Below are 18,866 nucleotides of genomic sequence, written 5' to 3' on the forward strand. Positions count from 1 at the left end.
GCAAAAAAGTGACCGTTTGGTCTCATTTCCGTATTGACACGAGACCTTACAGTCACCTATCGGGTTGCACATGGATGACGTGTTCAAAGCTTTGGCTGACCCTACCCGCCGGGCATTGCTCGACGCTTTGCAAGAACGAGATGGGCAGAGCCTAAGCGCCTTGGAAGCAGCTCACGGAATGTCTCGATTTGGAGTGGCCAAGCACCTCAGGGTGCTGGAGGCCGCCGGACTCGTGGTTGCGCGGAAACACGGTCGCGAACGCCTTCATTTCCTGAATACCCTCCCCATCGCGCAGATTTACGACCGCTGGGTATCGAGGTTCGCAGCCCCATGGGCGGAGGCGCTTGTCCATTTAAAATCGGAGCTGGAGACGACTGTGCAAAAGGTATTCGAAATCTACATCAAGGCCTCTCCAGAGAGGATTTGGTTCGCGCTGACCGATCCCGACGAAAGGGCCAAGTATCAGTTTGGCCTTCTTTTTTCGCCTGAGTTCCGCGCAGGCGAGCCTTACACGGCGGCAGGAGGCGGTCGGACCATAGTCTCTGGCGAGACGCTGGAATATGACCCCCCAAAGCGGCTCGTTCAGTCCTACAACGCACACTGGACTCCAGGAGTCGCAGCATACGCACCTTCCAAAGTTACTCTTGAGATCGAGCCGATCGGCGACTCCTGCAGGCTCACCGTTGTCCACGACATGCTGCCGGAAGGTGCCAATCCGGAGCTCTATGGAGGGTGGCCCATGATCCTGTCTGGTCTCAAGACCTTGGTTGAAACTGGAGAGCTTCTGACAACGCCGGGATCTATCCGCTGGGGCCATGGCGAGAACGCTCCATGAGCAGCAAAGCGATGTCGAAGCTTAGTAGCCGCCCTATTATCTTCATCTCAGCTGGCCTGGTGCTTGCGGCTCTTGCCATTCCGCCAATCGCCGTGGGCGCAATTCTGTGGCCGGCGAGCGAAGCAATTTTGCGACCGTCTGGGCCAGGTGGCGTAGGTGAGATAGGTAGCTGCTCACAACTAGCAATGCAGGCATGGGGCACGGATTGCGGGCGCTTGAGCGCGCGAACGGACATTGAAAAACTCCCGTGGGAGGTCCAGTCGGACAACGAGTACATGCTCAGCGGCTGGATACTTCGCTCCAACGCTCAGGACGAGTACCGAAAGGTGCTGCTTTATGTACCTGGTGGCGGCAGCGACCGAAGGGAAGCCAGTCGGTACGTCGATCTGGCACACAGCCTCGGATTCGACTTGGCCTCCTTCGACCCGGTTTGCCACGGAATCTCGCCGTGTATTGGAGGCGGAGTGTCGTACGGCGATAAAGAGTCGGTGGATGTCAGATCTGCGGTCCGGCAGCTGACTGCGAGCTACCGGCATGTCGTTGTGATGGGAAGCTCTGTCGGCGCTTTGTCCATTTTGAGGGCCTTGCCGTCGACGCACGGTGTTGATGGCGTCATTCTCGAAAACCCCATGGAGAGCCTGTATCAGTTGCTTCGGGATGCTCGCGAGTCGGAGGGGCTACCCGATTGGATGGTGGCTAGCCTTGCGGGTGTAGCGCAACTGCGCGCCGGGTCGTCCGCAGCTCCGTCGGCAGTTGAAGCTCTAAGGATGGCCGACCTTCCACCTTTGCTGTTCATCCACAGTAAGTCCGATCAACTGGTTCCATTCGACCACACTGTTCGCTTGGCGGCCGAGGTAAGGGGAGAGGTTGAGGTCTGGCTGCCCGAGCAAGGGGATCACGGCCAGGTTTGGAACGCTAACCCACTGAAGTTCGAAGGTCGAGTACGTCGTTTCCTTACGCACCTGAACTGAAGACCCCGTGCGGGAGGCTCTCAGCCTTAACCCGCCCCTCCCTGAACACCCCTGAACCGCCAAAGATCCCAGGTAAGACCATGACTGCTCACAAGCTCAAACTCTTGAAGTCTGACATCCTGCTTGGTGAATGTCCCAGATGGCATGAGGGGCGCTTGTGGTTCGCAGATTGGGTCGGACAGGCGATCCTTGCGGTGGACGAGAGCGGAGACAGCGAAGTCCAGCTGAACCTTGCTTCGCTACCGATCTCCTTCGATTGGCTGCCGGATGGCACGTTCGTGGTCGTCAATGCCACGGCCAAGAAGCTGCAAAAGTTGAACAGCGGCGCCCTCGAAGATTTCGTGGACTTGGGTGGAGCTGAACACCGTTACAACGAAATCGTCGTGGACGGCGCAGGCCGCATCTACCTCAACAACGTGAACTTCGAATTCCCCGGTGGTGATTTTCGCCCTGGCTTCATCGCGCTCGTCCACCCAGATGGGTCAGTCGTTCGGCAAGTAGGCGACTTGGCCTTCCCGAACGGCATGGTCGTCACACCTGATGGCGGCACCCTCATCTGTGCCGAGTCGTTCAACGGGAGACTCACGGCGTTTGACATCGAGAGCGATGGCGCCCTGAGCAACCCGCGCCTGTGGGCGCAACTCAAGGGCCAAGGCGGCGACGGGATGTGCATGGATGCGGAGGGAGCTTTGTGGATCGCTGCAGGTGCTCGGTGCGTCCGAGTCGCCGAAGGAGGGCAAGTTCTGGACGAGGTTCCCTTAGACCGCATGGCTTTCGCCTGCATGCTAGGAGGGCATGATGGTCGGACCCTGTTCATTTGTGCCAACGAGTGGACCGGATCAGTGAACGTTACTGCTCGTACCGGCAGGCTATATTCCACAACAGTCAGCGTTCCTCACGCCGGCTATCCGCGCTCAGCTTAGGCCCTAAGCATTGCCGCTGCAGATGGGTTGACGAGAGCCGGCACGCGAAAGTGGCAGAGAACAGTACAGTTCTGTCATTTCTGCCACGCCATGAATGTTGTATTTTCCTGCCAGATCAAAGGAGCCAATACATGACCGAAATTGCACGATCGACACCCGAGGAAACAAGCTCGTCACTGAACTCACTTGAACGATGGGCAAAAACGTTGCAGTGGTGGCCCTCAGGCAGGAGCCGTAGCGGCTGGCGTATTCGCTTTTGACCTCGCTCAAGGTCGAGATCTGGCGCCGGTAGTTACGGCATCCGCGCTTATTTATCTTGGCGCTGCGGCTCTGCAGAAGAAGAGTTCGTCGTGGCCTCTATTCTTTGCAAGCTTGCTTCTTGGCGGGCTGGGGTCATTCTTGTTTGACCTCAATGCGGCATGGGTGCTGATCATTCTTAGTGGCCCGCTTCTCGCTTATGGTGTCGTGAAAGGCGTGTTCATCCGCCCCATGAGCGGACTGCCGCTTCAGACCATCGGAATGCTGACCTTTAGTGCGGCGGCTCTGGTCGCGTTGGCCGTTGAGCCCAAGGTGGGCGCCCTTCTAGTAGCTGTGGCTCTCTTTGCCCACGCGGCGTGGGACGTTTACCACCATCGGGTGAACAGGGTCGTATCTCGGTCGCTCTCCGAGTTCTGCTTCGTTCTGGACACCGCGCTTGGCATAATCATCCTGGTCACGATTGCATAGCCATTGGTGAGTAGACAGGGATGGATGTGCCGCGCCTAGAGACGGACAGATTGGTGCTACGTGCCCATTGTCCAGCCGACTTCCATGAGTGCTTGCGCCTGTGGAGCAATGAAAATGTGACGAAGTACATCACGGGCCGCCCCTCTACGTCTGAGGAGGTCTGGGGTCGCATCCTTCGTTACTCCGGCCACTGGGAGCTGCTTGGCTACGGGTACTTCCTTGTTGAGGACAAGTTCAACCAAGCACTAGTGGGTGAAGTGGGTATAGCCCATTACCATAGGGACGCGTTGACGTCGTTCGGTGAGCCCCCGGAAGCCGGTTGGGCTTTGCTGCCGCGGTACCAGGGCTTAGGTCTCGCGCGTGAGGCTCTTACTACAGTCCTGTCATGGGCGGAGAAGAAGGGCCTGCGGAAGACGACCTGTCGCATAGACCCTCGAAATCTCGCCTCGATCAAATTGGCAAAACGATTGGGATACGAGAAATACGACGAGGTCACAGTAGGTGACCTCCAGTCGGTGCTTCTTCAGCGCGGGTAGGGATGAATAGTGCTGGCTTGAATGAATGCGATCGATTGAAATGAACCGCACCGGGTTTGCCGGAGGCTCCAACTCCTGAGTAGGATGGAGCATGACGAGCAAGACGACGAACAAGTTTTCAGTTGAGGTCCGGACCCGTGCGGTGCGGATGGTTCAAGAGCATGGCGGGGAGTACCCGTCCCGCTGGGCAGCGGTGGTGTCGGTTGCCGGCAAGATCGGCTGCTCGGCCCATACCCTCAACGAGTGGGTGAAGAAGGCCGAGGTCGACAGCGGCAAGCGGGCTGGCGTGACCACGGATATGGCCGAGAAGCTCAGGTCCCTGGAACGGGAGAACCGGGAGCTGCGTCAGGCCAACGAGATCCTGCGCAAAGCCTCCGCATATTTCGCCCAGGCGGAGCTCGACCGCCCGTTCAAGCGATGATCGCCTTCATTGATGAGCACCGGGATGCTTATGGGGTCGAGCCGATCTGCAGGGTTCTGCCGATCGCCCCATCCAGCTACCACGAACGCGTTGCCCAGCGCCGCGATCCTGTCCGGCGGTCTGCCCGATCCCGGCGTGATGAGACCCTCAAGCCTGAGGTCCTGCGGGTCTTTGCCGAGAACTTCGGCGTCTACGGCGTGCGTAAGGTCTGGCGGCAGATGAAGCGGGAGGGGTATGACGTTGCCAGATGCAGCGTCGAGCGCCTGATGCGCGATCTGGGCCTGCAGGGCGTGGTCCGTGGCAAGCCAGTGCGCACCACGATCAGCGACAAGGCGGCGCCTTGCCCGCTCGATCACGTCAATCGCCTGTTCCATGCCCCGGCGCCCAACAGGCTCTGGGTCTCCGATTTTACCTACGTCGCGACCTGGGCCGGGTTCGCCTATGTGGCCTTCGTGATCGACGTCTACGCTCGCTATATCGTGGGTTGGCGGGTCAGCCGCACCGCCCATGCCAGCTTCGTGCTGGATGCCCTCGAGCAGGCGATCCACGACCGCCGCCCCATCCATCGCGGCGGTCTGGTGCACCACTCAGATCGCGGGTCGCAATACGTCAGTATCCGCTATACCGAGCGCCTGGCCGAGGCCGGCATCGAACCGTCGGTGGGCAGCGTCGGGGACAGCTACGACAACGCCTTGGCCGGAAGCATCAACGGTCTCTACAAGGCGGAGGTGATCCACCGGCGCGGGCCCTGGCGAAACATCGAGGCCGTCGAGTTCGCCACCCTCGAATGGGTCGACTGGTTCAATCACCGGCGCCTCCTCGAGCCCATCGGCAATATCCCGCCAGCGGAAGCTAAGGCAAACTTCTACGCCGCACTGGAACAACCGGCCATGGCCGCATAACTTAAATCAAACAGCCTCCGGAATTCCCGGTGCGGTTCAGCGCTTCCTGCAGATGTGCGGCCATCATCTGGTTGACCCCGTCGCTTGCACGCCGGCCTCCGGTTGGGAGAAGGGTCAGGTCGAGAACCAGGTCGGCCTGGTGCGGGAACGCTTCTTCACGCCGCGTCTGCGGTTCCGGAGCTATGACGAGCTCAATGCCTGGCTGCTGGACAAGACCATTGCCTATGCCCGGGCACACCGGCATCCCGAGTTCCGCGATCGGACCATCTGGGAGGTGTTCGAAGCCGAACGCCCCAGCCTGGTGCCCTATACCGGCGCCTTCGACGGCTTCCATGCCGTGACCGCATCGGTCAGCAAGACCTGCCTGGTGCGGTTCGACAACAACAGATACTCGGTCGCGGCTCATGCCGTCGGTCGGCCGGTCGAGATCCGGGCCTATGCTGACCGCATCGAGCTGCGCCAGGATGGCCTCGTGGTGGGTGAGCATGCCCGTTCCTTCGGGCGCGACCAGACCATCTACGATCCCTGGCATTACGTGCCGGTGCTGGCCCGCAAGCCCGGTGCTTGGCGCAATGGCGCTCCGTTCAAGAACTGGGTGCTGCCGGTCAGCATCGAGAAGATCCGGCGCCGGCTGCGCTCTGCAGACGATGGCGACCGGCAGATGGTGAGCATCCTCACCGCCGTGCTCAGCGATGGTCTGCCCGTGGTCGAGGCGGCCTGCGCAGAAGCGGTGCGCGAGGGGGTCTGTTCCGCCGATATCGTGCTCAATATCCTGGCCCGGAAACACGAACCGCGCAGCCCGGTCACCATCCTCAATACCCCACAGGCCCTCCGGCTCCGCATCGAGCCAACGGCCGATTGTTCCCGCTATGACAGCCTGAGGAGGGCAATATGATGGAACGCTCCGAGATCCTGGCCACGATGAACGCGCTCAAGCTTTACGGCATGAAGAGCGCCTATGACGAGATCATCGCCACGGCCATCAAGCGCGAACATCAACCCGAACGGATCGTCTCGGACCTGCTCACCTCCGAGATCGCCGAGAAGCAGGCGCGGTCCATCAAATACCAGATGACCATCGCCAAGCTGCCCCTGGCCAAGGACGTGGATGACTTCGTGTTCGATGATACCGGCATCAACGAGACCCTGGTGCGCGACCTGGCCGCCGGCAACTTCCTGACCACCCAGCGCAACATCGTGCTGGTCGGTGGCACCGGGACCGGCAAGACCCACCTGGCCATCGCCATCGCCCGGGCCTGTATCCGCAATGGTGCGCGGGGCCGCTTCTTCAACGTTGTCGATCTGGTCAACAGGCTCGAGACCGAGACCCGGGCTGGCAAACAAGGCCGTCTGGCCGAGTATATGGGCCGCAAGGACTTCATAATCCTCGATGAACTGGGCTATCTGCCCTTCGCCCAGTCAGGCGGCCAACTGCTCTTCCACCTGGTCAGCCGCCTCTATGAGCAGACCTCGGTCATCGTTACCACCAATCTCACCTTCGGGGAATGGCCCTCGGTCTTCGGCGATGCCAAAATGACCACAGCGCTGCTCGACCGACTGACCCACCACTGCGATATCGTCGAGACCGGAAACGATAGCTGGCGCTTCAAGAACAGAGCCTGACCATCTCGCCTCGCGGGCCGAACGCCTGCGCAACCCTGACCAGCTCCGACGTCCGGCCCGCCCCCACAATCATCAGGGGGTCAATATTGGATGCCGATAGGGGGTCAACAGTACCGGATGGGCCACGGCGTCGGCCGGAGATCGCATTTGGCGGTGAGCACGTCGTGCACGTATTCCGCCATAGCCGAGCCCCAAACCATTGCCGGTCCGTCATTGAACGGCTGTTCGCGCATCGGCAAAGCCCTCCAAGTATCTCGCTCTTCGCCCTCTGGCATGAAGCCGTAGTAGAACGCGAGGCGATGCAATCCCGCAGATGGTTTTCCAGCGATCATTCCAGCAGCTTGAGCAGGTGAGATATCGAGTAGACGAGCAAGTTTCGCCGCCCCGTCGGGAGAACCGAAATCCTCCCGTGCGTGCGCGAGCAGCGCGAACGTCGAGGTGACGTACCGATTCATTCGAAGAATCTGGGTGACTGCGCTGCTGTGGGTCATGGGCGATTCCTTTTCCTGCATTCAGCTTTCCGGAAGTCCCCCGGATCTGCAAGCCTTCATTGCCGGAGTCACGAGGATCGTCGTCCAACCGACAGTCGAGGTGGAACAGATGAAGTCCTGTGCCACCAAGCACGGATGGCAGCAGAAGACGTGGCAGCGTTGCGCGCGCGCGTCTTGGCCATGACGACCATGCCTAGCCTGTCGCGGATGCACGATCCCGATGGCAAGTGTCGTCGCTGGAGCGAAGGGAAAAATAGAGTTCGGTAACCCTCCGAGACGTCAAGGTCTCCCAGCGAAGCCCCATCTTGCTTTCGAGTATGCTTCTCATCGCGCTTGGCGCGCGGTGGAGAACTTGAGCGAGATTGGCGTGGCCATCGGACGAGTTCCTGAACTCGCCGGTTGCGCAGGACAATTGATACCTGTCGCAGGGTGAGAGGATCACCAGGAGGTCACCCTGTCTGGCGTAGAGTTCGAAGCGGTTGTCAGAGCGAGCAGCGGTACACCATCTCGTTCCCATGCCCCACCACGCTGCCGCGGCTTGGCTTCTCAGCAGCACAAGCCTCCAGCGTCCCTCGTCGAACAGCACCTCGCTGCCCGCCATGGCCACATCGCGTTCCGCACGGCGCAGATCTCGCCGTCCCGGTCCCTTGATGTATCCCTCGGCGTTGAAGAGGTCCTGAGCGGAATGATACGTGTTTACGTCGCCACGACCCTTGGGCAGGAACTTCCTGATACGGTCGAAATGTTGAAGAGCCGCCATCACTTCGGCCAACTCTCCCGCGCCGCACATGGCGCGCAGACCCAGGATGTCCCAATTCCTGCGACGCCAGCGCGATAGCCATGAAAGGTAACGCCCTGCCGGCGTGGGATCGCAGCTTGCCACGAGGTCGAACATGCGCTCCTCTCTCTCCACGGATAGATGCGGATCAAGCCGCTCCTTCAACGCTTGATGCCAAGCGTGTTGAAGATGATCGACCCGCACGAAGTCAGCTCTTTGAAGATTCGCTTTCATACATCGAGAGTTCCTCGAGGTGTTAGTTCCGGGAAGTGTGATTGAACACGGATCCCCGGATCAATTTTGATGACGGCTGCCCATAGACGCCGCACGTCGCTTCTGCCCCTTCAGCAGGGTCGAAACGTCACTTTCGGCAGCCTTGTCTTGCCAAACGGCTAAAACGATCTCGCTCTGCGACGGGATACTCACCACTGGCGAAGTGATTCCGTCCATCATCTCTTCATTCGAGTTGGCGCGATCCAACCATGCCCTTTTTATCCATGAGGTTCTCCGGCCTTTAACAGCGAAATGGTTACCCGAGCACATCGTGATGACGGCTAACGTCGCTTCGTCGGAACTTGTGATTTCTTGGCCCGTTGGCTTCGGGCATTGAAACGGATCAGCCATGCAGGACCCTTCATCCACATTGGAGATCGTCTCCGAACGCGCCACCCTGGCTAAGCGCGAGGTCGTGACCGGCAAGGTTCGGGTCGAAACCCGCACCGAGCATCACGACGAACTCGTGACGGCCGCCTTGCGCTCGGAGGCTGTCGATGTGGAGCGGGTACCGGTCAATCGCGAAGTCGACGAAGCACCGGCCATTCGCACCGAGGGCGACGTGACTATCGTCCCGATAGTTGAGGAAATCCTCATCGTCGAGAAGCGTCTCGTCCTCAAGGAAGAGCTGCATATCCGCCGCACCGTTTCGCACGAGACCGTCGAGACCAGTATCGATCTTCGCGAACAACACGCGGTGATCGAACGGCTCGATGTCGCCAACCCTACCAGCGAAGAGGAAACTTGAAATGAGCCAAATCTCGAGTGTTGACAACCGAACCCTGTCGGCGCTGTTCGACAGCGAATCCGAAGCCTCGCGCGCCGTCGATCGCCTGAACCAGGCTGGCATTACCACCGCCCGCATTGTGCCAGGCTATGAGAGCGACACCCCGGTCCAAGACCGGTCGCAGCACCATCAGGGCTTCTTTGCCGCGCTCGCCGATTTCTTCTTCCCCGACGAAGATCGCTACTCCTATGCCGAAGGCCTGTCGCGCGGCGGGTATCTCGTCGTTGTCGACAATCTCGCGGCCAGTCAGCACGATGTCGCCCTCGATATCCTCGATGATGAAGGTTCGATCGATCTCGACGAGCGCGAGGAAAGCTGGCGTAGCGAAGGCTGGTCCGGCTATTCGGCTGATGCGGTGTCTTCTTACACGACCGAAAGCGCCTCTGCCGGCGGGATCAGCGGCACCTATGGCGGCTCCAACACCGCACAGGCATCGTCACGCACGCTTGAAGAGGGCGGCAGCGAGGCCATTCCAGTCGTCGACGAACGCCTTGTCGTGGGCAAGCGCGACGTCAATCTGGGCCGAGTTCGCGTGCGGTCTTATGTGCGTGAGGAACCGGTCAGCGCCGACGTCAATCTGCACAACGAAAACGTCACCATCGAGCGTCGATCCGTCGACCGTCCGCTTGGTGCCACCGACAATGCTTTCACGGATCGCGTTATCGAGGCGGAACAGCATGCCGAAGAGGCGGTGATCGCCAAGGAAGCTCGTGTGGTCGAGGAGATATCCCTTCGCAAGGAAGGCACTGATCGCACCGAGACCGTCAGCGATACAGTTCGTAAGACGGAAGTCGAGATCGAAGACGATCGCTCGGTCGACATCGATCAGTCGCGCAACCGCATCTAAATATTCGCAGCGGCGCCCCGACGGGGCGCCGCCAGGCTTCCGGCAAATGTTGCCTGCCGCCCGTTCCCAGCATCGAATGGCGAAGCTGCGAGCCGTCTGAACCCGATATCCCTTTCGAGTGGAACCCGATCCACTTGAATTACTCGGCCTGCGCATCCATATGCGAGTCCCCAAGCCTGATCCCGCGTGCCGCTCGTCCGCACGACGTCCACTTCCCCTACTTAGGAGACGTCGTCGTGCTGCTCACGTTCGAGAATCCTCAAGTCCGCGAGATCGCGGAACGCATCCACGCTCTTTCCCGTGACCTCCGACTCATCGAGGAGTTGGAGGCGCCATCCATCCGGGACATCTCTGCCGCCCCGGTGTTGAACGATTGGCGCCTGGGCCGGCGCGCCGAGCCCGCATTGATGGGGTTTGTGGAAGGCCATCCGAGCGTGAGGCCGGGGCCGGTTGTCACCTCTGGAGTGTATTATCTCGACCCTATCGCCGGATATGCCAGGACGTTGTCGCGCTGGTACAGGCTTGGCGATCCGCAGCCTTGAGCAATTAAATCCGGTCTTCTTAGCCGATGTAGTCCAGACAACATCGGCTACGAAGTGTGATGGATGAAGATGAACGGTTAAGATCGTTCTGGCATATACCGACCCAAGACGCTGTCATCGAAACGTTCGCAAAAAATGCGACGGCCGCAAAGAACACCATCACACCAAAACCGACGCGTCAGGATCGAAAGCTCTACCCGTCGTCCACCGAGCGGCAAATCTGCTGGCCGTCGCCTATAGCGACTTTGCACACGCCGACTACGGCCTCCGCAGGCAGGGCAGTCTCCCCACGATCGGCGAGATCGAAGCAGGATTTGCACCCTGTCCGCCAAGACCTGCACCGCATCTACTGCAAAACCACTCGGCGCAAGGCTCGCGCGCTGAAAACCATGCTGCATCTGCTGATCCTCCTACGAACCAGCGCGAACCTTGGCCCGAACAGCAGCAAATGTGAGTCAGAGCCGAGAAGTGACCCGCCTTTTAGTTTTCTTTCGGGTCGGTTGTTGCGGTCAAGGGTCTAGGTTTCTCCTTTGGTTTCGGCGGGGGATGAGCAGAGCTGTTCTTGAAGCGGAAGCTGTCGTTTCCGGTCTCAAGGATGTGGCAGTGATGAGTGAGCCGGTCGAGCAGCGCCGTGGTCATCTTGGCGTCACCGAAGACGCTGGCCCATTCGCTAAAGCTGAGATTGGTGGTGATGACGACGCTGGTATGCTCGTAGAGCCTGCTGAGCAGGTGGAAGAGCAAGGCCCCACCTGAAGCACTGAACGGCAGGTATCCCAGCTCGTCGAGAATGACGAGATCGGCATAAGCGAGGCGCCCGGCAATCTGACCAGCCTTTCCTTGCATTTTCTCCTGCTCGAGCGCGTTGACCAACTCGACGGTCGAGAAGACACGAGCTTGATCCACCGTCGTTTTGGCCGCCCAAAACTGCGGCGGTCTAAGCTTCCGAATGCCTTACACGGGGACGTGCGCTCCGCGGCAGCATCCAACGGCGAACAATGCTATACATCCTCGCTGACGATGGCATCAAACGACGATCGACAATGGCGGCCATCACGAATCCTGGGTCATCGAGCGGATTTGTCGAGACCTGACCGTTTGCGTGCCGACAGGTCCAGGCGGCGAGGTCGATCCTTCGCTTCAGCCCCCCAGGCTGGTCAAGGGCATTTCGAGTTGCAGGCTCAGCCCCTCCGGGCGCCATTCTTTGGAGATCTGGCCGTCGATGCCCCGGAGCGCTGCTTTCTCCAGCGTCGATCCAAAGCCTTCGCGCTCCGCTCGGTCCTCCCGGCATGGCGCCCCGCGCTCGATCCAGTTCACGCGGAGCTTCTCACCGGCCAAGGCGAGCTCGATCGCGAGATGACCTTGCGGGGTAGACAGCGCACCGTATTTGACGGCGTTGGTGATCAGTTCGTAGAGCAGCAGAGCCAACGACGTTAGTCCTGCGCCTTTCAGCGGTGCGTCCACGCCGGTGATCTCGATGACTGCCCCTTGGGCCTGCTGATGCGGAGCCGTCAAGGCCTGCAGCAATGACATCACCGAGGTGCCGGTCTCGCCCTGGCTGTCCGTCGAAGGGTCGGGCAAGGTCAGTTCATGGGCGACAGCAAGCGCATGCAGGCGGGACCGTAGATCGGATTCCAGCTCTGCCACGCTGTTCGCGGACCGGGCGCTGAGAGAAATCAGACCGCCAGTGAGGCTGAACAGGTTCTTTATCCGGTGATTGATCTCACGCAGCATGACGTCCTTGTGCTGCGTGGCTTCCTTCAGCGCCTCCGCATGCACCGCCAGTTCATCTCTTTGCGAGGTCAATTGCTGACGTTGTCGATACAGTTCGAAGAAGACTGCGACCTTGCTGCGCAAAACGCTCGCTTCGATTGGCTTCTGGATGAAGTCGACCGCGCCGGCTTCATACCCGCGGAACCGCCGCTGTACGTCGGCCGCGCCCGCAGTCACGAAGATGATCGGGATTCGGCGGGTCCGCTCGTTTCCGCGCATGAGTTCGGCCAACTCGAATCCATCGAGGCCGGGCATCTGCACATCGACGAGCGCCAGAGCGACATCGTTCTGGAGCAGTATTTCAAGTGCTTCGTCGCCCGACCGGGCTTTGAGCAGGAGCAGCTCGTCCTGACGCAGCAGTGCGTCGAGGGAGAGGAGATTTTCTTCGAGATCGTCGACCAGGAGAAACGGTACTGGCTCCATATCAGACTTCAACCTCTCGCAGGAAGGTCGAGATTTCGGCCAGGGCCAAGACTCGGACTTGTGGACATGCCGCGATTGCGGCCTCCGGCATCGCCGGTGCAAAGGCGGTTCGAGGGTCTTGGACGATGCCGATTCCTCCTGCTCCAACAATGGCGGCCATTCCGTTGGCGCCATCCTGATTGGCTCCAGTCAGGATCAACCCAATCAGTAGCGGCCCAAGAGCCTCCGCTGCGCTCTCGAACAGGACGTCGATCGATGGGCGCGAATACAGGACTGGTTCGTCTCCCGAAAGCGAGAGTGTCTTATCGGCTTCGACCTGGAGATGATAGTCCGGGGGCGCGAAATAGACCACGCCTGGCTCTATAGGCATCTTGTCCTCGGCCTCAACCACCATGAGACGACATTTGGCCCTGAACAGTTCAGCCATGACGCTGCGCTTGTCGGGAGGAACGTGCACCACGACAAGCATCGACAATCCGGAATCCTCGGGGATGGAAGGCAGTATCGCGCCGAGCGCGTCGACGGCGCCTGCCGAGGCGCCGATGACAACGATTTGAGGTCCCGGGCGCATCATTCGCTGCTCCGCTGGTAGATCTTCTCCTCACGCACGAAGTCGGCGAACGCAGAGGCGTGACTCGAGAACCGAAGGCTCTCCTTCGATCCAAGGCCTAGGAAGCCGCGGCGGGCCAAGGAGTCCTCGAACAGCCCGAGCGCCCTATCCTGCAGTGCCTTGTCGAAATAGATGAGGACGTTCCGGCATGAGATCAGGTGCATCTCGGCGAAGACAGAGTCCGTGACCAGACTGTGATCGGAGAACACGACGTTCTTGCGCAACGTCTTGTCCAACGACGCGCGCCCGTAAGCGGCCTGATAATAATCCGAGAGCGAGGATTTCCCGCCGGATTGCCGGTGGTTCTGGGTGAACAATGGTATTCGTTCCATCGGATAGATACCGGCTTGAGCGGTTTCCAGCGCGTCGTGATTGATATCGGTGGCATAGAACAGGGTGCGCTCTTCCAGTCCTTCTTCTCGGAAAAGGATCACCAGAGAATAGAGTTCTTCTCCAGTGCTGCACCCTGCAACCCAAACCTTCAGCGAAGGATAGGTCTTCAGGTGCGGAACGACGCGCTCGCGCAGCGCGCGGAAATAGCTCGGATCGCGGAACATCTCACTGACCTGAACGGTCATGAACCGGAGCAGTTGGGGCAGCATGTCTGCGTCCCGCAAGATGCTCTCCTGCATGGCAGAAAATGTCGAGAAGCCGAGTTGTTCCCGCGCCTGCCGCAGGCGCCGCTTTATCGAAGCCATGGCATAATTTCGGAAATCATAGTGGTACCGGAGAAACAAGGCTTCCAGCAGCAGTCTGATTTCTATGTCCTCGACCTTCTCGGGCAGCTCCGTCACTTGGGCATCCACACGCGGACGAGGGAGAGCAGCTTCTCGACATCGAGGGGCTTTGCCATGTAGTCGTTCGCGCCGGCATCGATGCATCGCTGTTGGTCGTCGGGCATTGCCTTCGCCGTCAGAGCGAGGATGGGCAGTTTCTTCCAGACGGGGTTCTTCCGGATCTCCCTCGTGGCGGTGAGGCCGTCCATTACCGGCATCATGACGTCCATGAGGACCAGATCGATGGCGGTGTCCGGTTCTTCCGCCGCCTTGGCGAGGCGATCCAAGGCTTCCTGGCCATTGCGTGCGATCTCGACGACCGCACCACGAGGCTCGAGGATATTGGTCAGCGCATACACGTTGCGCACATCGTCCTCGACCACGAGGATGCGACGGCCCTCGAGAAGCGCGTCTCGATTGCGCGCTCTGCGGATCATCTTCTGCTGTTCGTCGGGAAGTTCGGACACCACCTGGTGCAGGAAGAGGCTCACTTCGTCGAGTAGGCGTTCAGGCGACTTGGCGCCCTTGATGATGATCGATTTCGAGTACTGCCGCAGCCGCTGCTCCTCGTCCGCGGAAAGGTCGCGGGCGGTGTAGACGATCACTGGCGGGAAAGCGTAGGACGTGCCCTGGCTGAGCGTTTCCAGGAGCGAATGGCCCGATCCGTCTGGCAGGGTGAGATCCAGCACCATGCAATCGAATGTCTGCTGCTTCAGCAGCTCCAGACATTGCGCGGCGGTGCTCGCTGTCACCGTCTCGACGGCACGCGATGCCAACAGCGTGACGATGGCATCGCGCTGGACCGGATCGTCCTCGACGATCAATACCCTGCGCACGCCTTGATCGAGACGCTCTTCGAGGCGGTGCAGCACGTCCATCAACTGATCGCGGTTGACGGGTTTGATGGCGTAGCCAACGGCGCCGAGCGAGTAGGCAGTATCCGTGTGATCGCTGGCGGACACGACGTGGATAGGGATGTGGCGGGTCCTGACGTCGCGTTTCAAGCGGTCAAGAACCGCCAGCCCCGACTGGTCGGGAAGACCGACGTCGAGCACGATGGCATTGGGCAGAAATTCTTGCGCCAAGGACAGGGCCTCCTCTGCGGTGCCGGCCACCAGCGACTTGAAGCCGGCCTGCCGCGAAAGATCGCGCATGATTCCGGCGAAGGAATCGTCGTCCTCGACGACGAGTAGCACTCGGTGCCCCCCTGCCAACGCATCCCTGTCGTCCTCGATCTTCCGATGAATTGCAGGGACGGACTCTTGAGGAGAGGATGCGGGCATCGCGGCCATCGAGACCGGCAGGGCATCGCGCGGCTGGACCGCTGCGGCGTCGTATTTCGAGGGGATGGTGACGGTGAACGTGCTGCCTTTGCCCACTTCGCTCTGGAGCTCCAACACACCGCCGAGAAGACGCACCAACTGGCGAGAGATCGACAGACCGAGTCCCGTGCCCCCATAGCGGCGGCTTATCGTACTGTCGGCCTGGTGGAAGGCCTCGAAGACGCTGCGCTGCTGATCAGGGGCAATTCCAATCCCAGTATCAGTTACGGCGAACGAGATTTCTCCGCTGCTCGATGGCGTAACCGTCATGGCGACGGCGCCCGTCTCGGTGAACTTGATTGCATTGGAGAGTAGGTTTTTCAATACCTGCTCGAGACGCTGGGGATCTGTCGCGACGGTGGGCGGGCAGTCTGCAGCTACGTCGACCCGAAAATCGAGCTTCTTCTCCGATGCCAAGGGCTGGAAGAGCTGGCGCATACCCTGCGCCAAGCGCTCCACCGGCACGATCTCCGGATGCATCTCGACGTGCCCCGCTTCGATCTTGGAGAGATCGAGGATATCGTTGATCAGGTTGAGGAGGTCGTTACCAGACGCTTCGATCGTCTTGGCATATTTGACCTGTTCGGTGGTCAGGTTGTCCTGCGGATTGTCGGCGAGGAGACGGGCAAGGATGAGCGAAGAGTTGAGCGGTGTCCGCAACTCGTGAGACATGTTCGCCAGGAAGTCCGACTTGTATTGACTTGCCTGCTCCACCTCGCGTGCCTTGTGCAGAACCGCGGAATTCGCGCGTTCGAGATCGTCGCGCTGGGCTTCCAGTTGCTGCGCTTGTTCCTCCAATTGCGAGTTGGTTTGTTCGAGCTCGACCTGTTGTTGCTCCAACCGGGCCTGCGACTCCTTGAGAGCTCTTCCCTGTTCCTCCAATTCTTCATTATTGACCCGCAGTTCCTCGCTCTGGGTCTGCAATTCCTCGGACTGCCGCTGGGTCTCCTCAAGAAGGTTCTGCAGCTCGCCCCGATACTTCGCGGACCGAACCGCGATCGCAATTCCCTCCGACGCACGGGCGAGGAGCGCTATGGCCTTCTCGTCGATCGAATGCACGAAGCCGAGCTCGATGACGGAATTGACTTCGCCTTCGACGATGCCGGGGACGATAGCCAGATATCTTGGTTTCTCGGAACCCAGCGCCGATCCGAAGGCGATGTAGCCCTGAGGAACGTCACCAACGACGATCGTTCGCTGCTCGGCAGCCGCCTGGCCAAGCAGACCTTCCCGGGTCCTGAAGTGCATTGGTACCTGCGCCCCCTCCGGTATGCCATACGCCGAGGCCTTGCTGTAACGATCGCCATCGCTGACATAGATCGCGCCGGCCACGGCGCCGACGTACTCCGCCAAATAATCCAGGATGGCATTACCGAGCCGGTCGATCGACTGGTCGCCCATGGCCGCCGTCGCGAGACCGACCTGGCCCGCCTGAAGCCATTGATCGCGCCGCCGCAAGAGTGTGGTCCGCCGCAGCATGAATGCGATCACGATGGTGAGCAGAATGCCCAGTGCCCCCGACAACAGCGTGCTGAGCAGGGCCCGCTGCTGCGCGTCTTCCATTTCGACGATCCGCAGTCCTCGTATGCGCACTTCCTCGTCGGCCATGGCTCTGATCTGGGCTCGAATGGCATCCATCTCGATCATGCCTCGATCGGAATTGACGAGGGCGAGAGCTGCTTCGATCCCTGCAGTCCGACGCAGTTCGATCGTTTCGTTCAATTCGGCGAGCTTCGCATCGACACGCTGCCGCAAGATCTCCAAGCGATCCTCTTGCACCGAACTCTGGTTGGTCAGATTGGCGATCCTGTCCAGCTGCGGCCCGATGGCACGCAGAGCGGAGTCGTAGGGAGCGAGATAGGTATCTGTGCCGGTTAGCAAATAGCCGCGTTGCCCGGTTTCCGCGTCCTGCACGTGTGACAGGAGCTCGTCCAAGGCGACGATGACGACGTGCGTTTGGACGATGCGCTGATTGCCTTCGCGAAGGGCTTGGAAATTCGTATACGCGACAAATCCGCTCGCGATGAAGAAGATCAACGCCCCGGCAAGCCCCATTGCCACACCGGGATCGATACCAAGCGAAGTTCTTGAAAAGTCGCGGGTGGCGCTGCCATTCATCGTTTTTCTCATTGTTGGCAAAGGTAAGCGATTGGATCATATGCCCAGACCGCGCTCGTGGTTCAAGCAGCCTCTATAGATCCGCAGATCATCCCGCCCGGGAAAGCACCTTCAGGAGCAATGCCATACCATAGGGTGAAGACCGGTCCATGCGGCGTGTCTTGGGGAGGCTGTTCTCAAGGGAGATTCGACAATCAGGAGCAAACAGGCCGCTGGGAAGCTGAGGCCCGTGAAGGCGATGCGTGACGCCATGGCCGCCGGGGCAATGTGGGAACCAATCATTCCGTCACACTCTATCTATCAGCAGCAGCGGGCTGTCCTATTCGGCATCGCGATCGGCCATTTAAGGAAACTCGTTGATGATTTCCGACAAGACAGACAGGCCATCGTCAGGCGACCCGCAATTTACTCTCGTCTTCACCGGAGAAGCCGGTGAAAGCCATCACCCAAGATTTCAAGGCCTTCTTGTATTCGTTCAGAAGCGTGCGGCTTCGGCTGGAGACAAATTTCACCTCTTTGATCTTCAAGCGACTGAAAATTTGGGGCCTGGGTGGCTCGGCAAAGTCTAGAACTTGTGAGAGAACCCAGAACGTCGAAATCGTCCCATTGGGTCCCGCGGCCACAGCGGGCGGACCTTGGTCGAAGTCGGGTTTGCACGCGGCATGTGCACGGTCCTGTTCCGACGGACGTGGGGTGCCAACGTGCTGATGAATGCAGCGGCCTCCGTCCAATCGCCAACCGCTCTGAACCACGGCGCTAGCGAGCACGAATGTCCGACGCCTCCTGTCAGTCAGGCGCGACGTGGTCCGCCATGGTCTAAATCCATGTGCGAGGCGACAGGTTGTCGGCTCAGCGGAACATGAGGCCACCTGGTCGCTGTCCGATGCCGTCCGCGACGGTGAAACCACCCTTGTCTCTTCCGCTCGCTTCCTTAAAATGCACAGTTCGTCCGGGGGGATGTCGACGCTGGGCATGTGATCGGCCGGCTCACGTGGAACCGACATTCCTACAGATATATAGATCGTCGGGAGCGAGGATTATTGGCTATCCTTTGGGGCTCTCCAACCAAGGTGAAATGCCGGTGTGGAAGCGCGGCTAGGTCGCATCCGAGCCCTAGTCCAACCTGGTTGGCAACGCGCCGGTCTTCCACGTGGAAGCTATGACGCGTGCGGGCATGGCTCGCGGCTCCTGG

General features: G+C 60.0%; 19 protein-coding genes, 2 pseudogenes and 1 other annotated feature. Of the genes and pseudogenes, 12 read left to right on the top strand and 9 right to left on the bottom strand.

Annotation, left to right across the window (positions count from 1 at the left end; genetic code table 11):
* Positions 1–70 precede the first annotated feature (70 nt).
* From DEVEQU_RS00390 to istB, 8 genes and pseudogenes are all read left to right on the top strand, one after another.
* Positions 71–835, top strand: a complete 765-nt coding sequence (locus DEVEQU_RS00390) for an ArsR/SmtB family transcription factor (protein WP_126148584.1) — start codon at positions 71–73, stop codon at positions 833–835.
* Complete coding sequence (locus DEVEQU_RS00395; RefSeq protein ID WP_126148585.1) at positions 832–1,806, top strand: alpha/beta hydrolase; 975 nt, start codon at positions 832–834, stop codon at positions 1,804–1,806. Before DEVEQU_RS00390 ends, DEVEQU_RS00395 begins: the two co-directional genes overlap by 4 nt.
* 80 nt (positions 1,807–1,886) lie before the next feature.
* Positions 1,887–2,729 carry an SMP-30/gluconolactonase/LRE family protein gene (locus DEVEQU_RS00400; RefSeq protein ID WP_126148586.1) on the top strand — a complete coding sequence of 281 codons (843 nt, stop codon included), beginning with the start codon at positions 1,887–1,889 and terminating at the stop codon, positions 2,727–2,729.
* Between the two features lie 399 nt (positions 2,730–3,128).
* On the top strand, positions 3,129–3,455 hold the full coding sequence (locus DEVEQU_RS00405; protein WP_126148587.1) for a hypothetical protein: 327 nt from the start codon (positions 3,129–3,131) through the stop codon (positions 3,453–3,455).
* Positions 3,456–3,475: 20 nt separating this feature from the next.
* A complete protein-coding gene (locus tag DEVEQU_RS00410) occupies positions 3,476–3,991 on the top strand; it encodes a GNAT family N-acetyltransferase (RefSeq protein ID WP_126148588.1) in 516 nt (171 codons plus the stop codon).
* A gap of 91 nt (positions 3,992–4,082) precedes the next feature.
* A protein-coding gene (locus DEVEQU_RS00415; protein ID WP_223214055.1) for an IS3 family transposase occupies positions 4,083–5,314 on the top strand; the annotation gives its coding sequence in 2 pieces (ribosomal slippage) (positions 4,083–4,377 and positions 4,377–5,314; 1,233 coding nt in all).
* Positions 4,367–4,483, top strand: a sequence feature (AL1L pseudoknot). Its footprint overlaps the gene before it by 117 nt.
* 37 nt (positions 5,315–5,351) lie before the next feature.
* A pseudogene (locus DEVEQU_RS00420) lies at positions 5,352–6,209 on the top strand (Mu transposase domain-containing protein); the annotation flags it as partial.
* Entirely contained in the window at positions 6,209–6,937 is a 729-nt protein-coding gene (gene istB, locus DEVEQU_RS00425; RefSeq protein ID WP_126148905.1) for an IS21-like element helper ATPase IstB, read from the top strand. The pseudogene DEVEQU_RS00420 and the gene istB, both read left to right, overlap by 1 nt.
* 104 nt (positions 6,938–7,041) lie before the next feature.
* On the opposite strand, the gene DEVEQU_RS00430 is transcribed toward istB, so the two are convergent.
* The 3 genes from DEVEQU_RS00430 to DEVEQU_RS00440 form a co-directional block, all read right to left on the bottom strand.
* On the bottom strand, positions 7,042–7,449 hold the full coding sequence (locus tag DEVEQU_RS00430) for a hypothetical protein (RefSeq protein WP_126148590.1): 408 nt from the start codon (positions 7,447–7,449) through the stop codon (positions 7,042–7,044).
* A 172-nt stretch (positions 7,450–7,621) separates the two neighbouring features.
* A complete protein-coding gene (locus tag DEVEQU_RS00435; RefSeq protein ID WP_126148591.1) occupies positions 7,622–8,440 on the bottom strand; it encodes a hypothetical protein in 819 nt (272 codons plus the stop codon).
* 60 nt (positions 8,441–8,500) lie between these two features.
* Positions 8,501–8,830, bottom strand: coding sequence for a hypothetical protein (locus tag DEVEQU_RS00440; protein WP_126148592.1), 330 nt, complete (start codon positions 8,828–8,830; stop codon positions 8,501–8,503).
* On the opposite strand from DEVEQU_RS00440, the gene DEVEQU_RS00445 reads away from it, so the two are divergent.
* The 3 genes from DEVEQU_RS00445 (at position 8,829) to DEVEQU_RS00455 (ending at position 10,655) form a co-directional block, all read left to right on the top strand.
* On the top strand, positions 8,829–9,227 hold the full coding sequence (locus DEVEQU_RS00445) for a YsnF/AvaK domain-containing protein (protein ID WP_126148593.1): 399 nt from the start codon (positions 8,829–8,831) through the stop codon (positions 9,225–9,227). The two genes, DEVEQU_RS00440 and DEVEQU_RS00445, sit on opposite strands and share 2 nt — an antisense overlap.
* Position 9,228: 1 nt before the next feature.
* Positions 9,229–10,113 (top strand): YsnF/AvaK domain-containing protein, encoded by an 885-nt coding sequence (locus DEVEQU_RS00450; protein WP_126148594.1) that lies wholly within the window; start codon positions 9,229–9,231, stop codon positions 10,111–10,113.
* Between the two features lie 236 nt (positions 10,114–10,349).
* Positions 10,350–10,655, top strand: a complete 306-nt coding sequence (locus DEVEQU_RS00455) for a DUF6634 family protein (protein ID WP_126148595.1) — start codon at positions 10,350–10,352, stop codon at positions 10,653–10,655.
* A 77-nt stretch (positions 10,656–10,732) separates the two neighbouring features.
* On the opposite strand, the gene DEVEQU_RS00460 is transcribed toward DEVEQU_RS00455, so the two are convergent.
* From DEVEQU_RS00460 to DEVEQU_RS00485, 6 genes and pseudogenes are all read right to left on the bottom strand, one after another.
* Positions 10,733–11,053, bottom strand: coding sequence for a transposase family protein (locus tag DEVEQU_RS00460; RefSeq protein WP_223214056.1), 321 nt, complete (start codon positions 11,051–11,053; stop codon positions 10,733–10,735).
* An 82-nt stretch (positions 11,054–11,135) separates the two neighbouring features.
* Positions 11,136–11,552, bottom strand: a pseudogene (locus DEVEQU_RS00465) (ATP-binding protein); the annotation flags it as partial.
* Between the two features lie 240 nt (positions 11,553–11,792).
* Positions 11,793–12,848: a sensor histidine kinase gene (locus DEVEQU_RS00470; RefSeq protein WP_126148596.1), complete on the bottom strand. Its 1,056-nt coding sequence runs from the start codon at positions 12,846–12,848 to the stop codon at positions 11,793–11,795.
* A 1-nt stretch (position 12,849) separates the two neighbouring features.
* On the bottom strand, positions 12,850–13,422 hold the full coding sequence (locus DEVEQU_RS00475) for a chemotaxis protein CheB (RefSeq protein ID WP_223214057.1): 573 nt from the start codon (positions 13,420–13,422) through the stop codon (positions 12,850–12,852).
* On the bottom strand, positions 13,419–14,252 hold the full coding sequence (locus DEVEQU_RS00480) for a CheR family methyltransferase (protein ID WP_223214058.1): 834 nt from the start codon (positions 14,250–14,252) through the stop codon (positions 13,419–13,421). The genes DEVEQU_RS00475 and DEVEQU_RS00480 overlap by 4 nt, the downstream gene beginning before the upstream one ends.
* A complete protein-coding gene (locus tag DEVEQU_RS00485) occupies positions 14,249–17,674 on the bottom strand; it encodes a response regulator (protein ID WP_126148598.1) in 3,426 nt (1,141 codons plus the stop codon). Before DEVEQU_RS00485 ends, DEVEQU_RS00480 begins: the two co-directional genes overlap by 4 nt.
* Before the next feature lie 359 nt (positions 17,675–18,033).
* Here DEVEQU_RS00485 and DEVEQU_RS00490 point away from each other — a divergent pair, with 359 nt between their 5' ends.
* Positions 18,034–18,243, top strand: coding sequence for a hypothetical protein (locus DEVEQU_RS00490; protein WP_126148599.1), 210 nt, complete (start codon positions 18,034–18,036; stop codon positions 18,241–18,243).
* Positions 18,244–18,866 lie beyond the last annotated feature (623 nt).

The sequence above is a fragment of the Devosia equisanguinis genome (assembly GCF_900631955.1).
Taxonomy (GTDB): domain Bacteria; phylum Pseudomonadota; class Alphaproteobacteria; order Rhizobiales; family Devosiaceae; genus Devosia; species Devosia equisanguinis.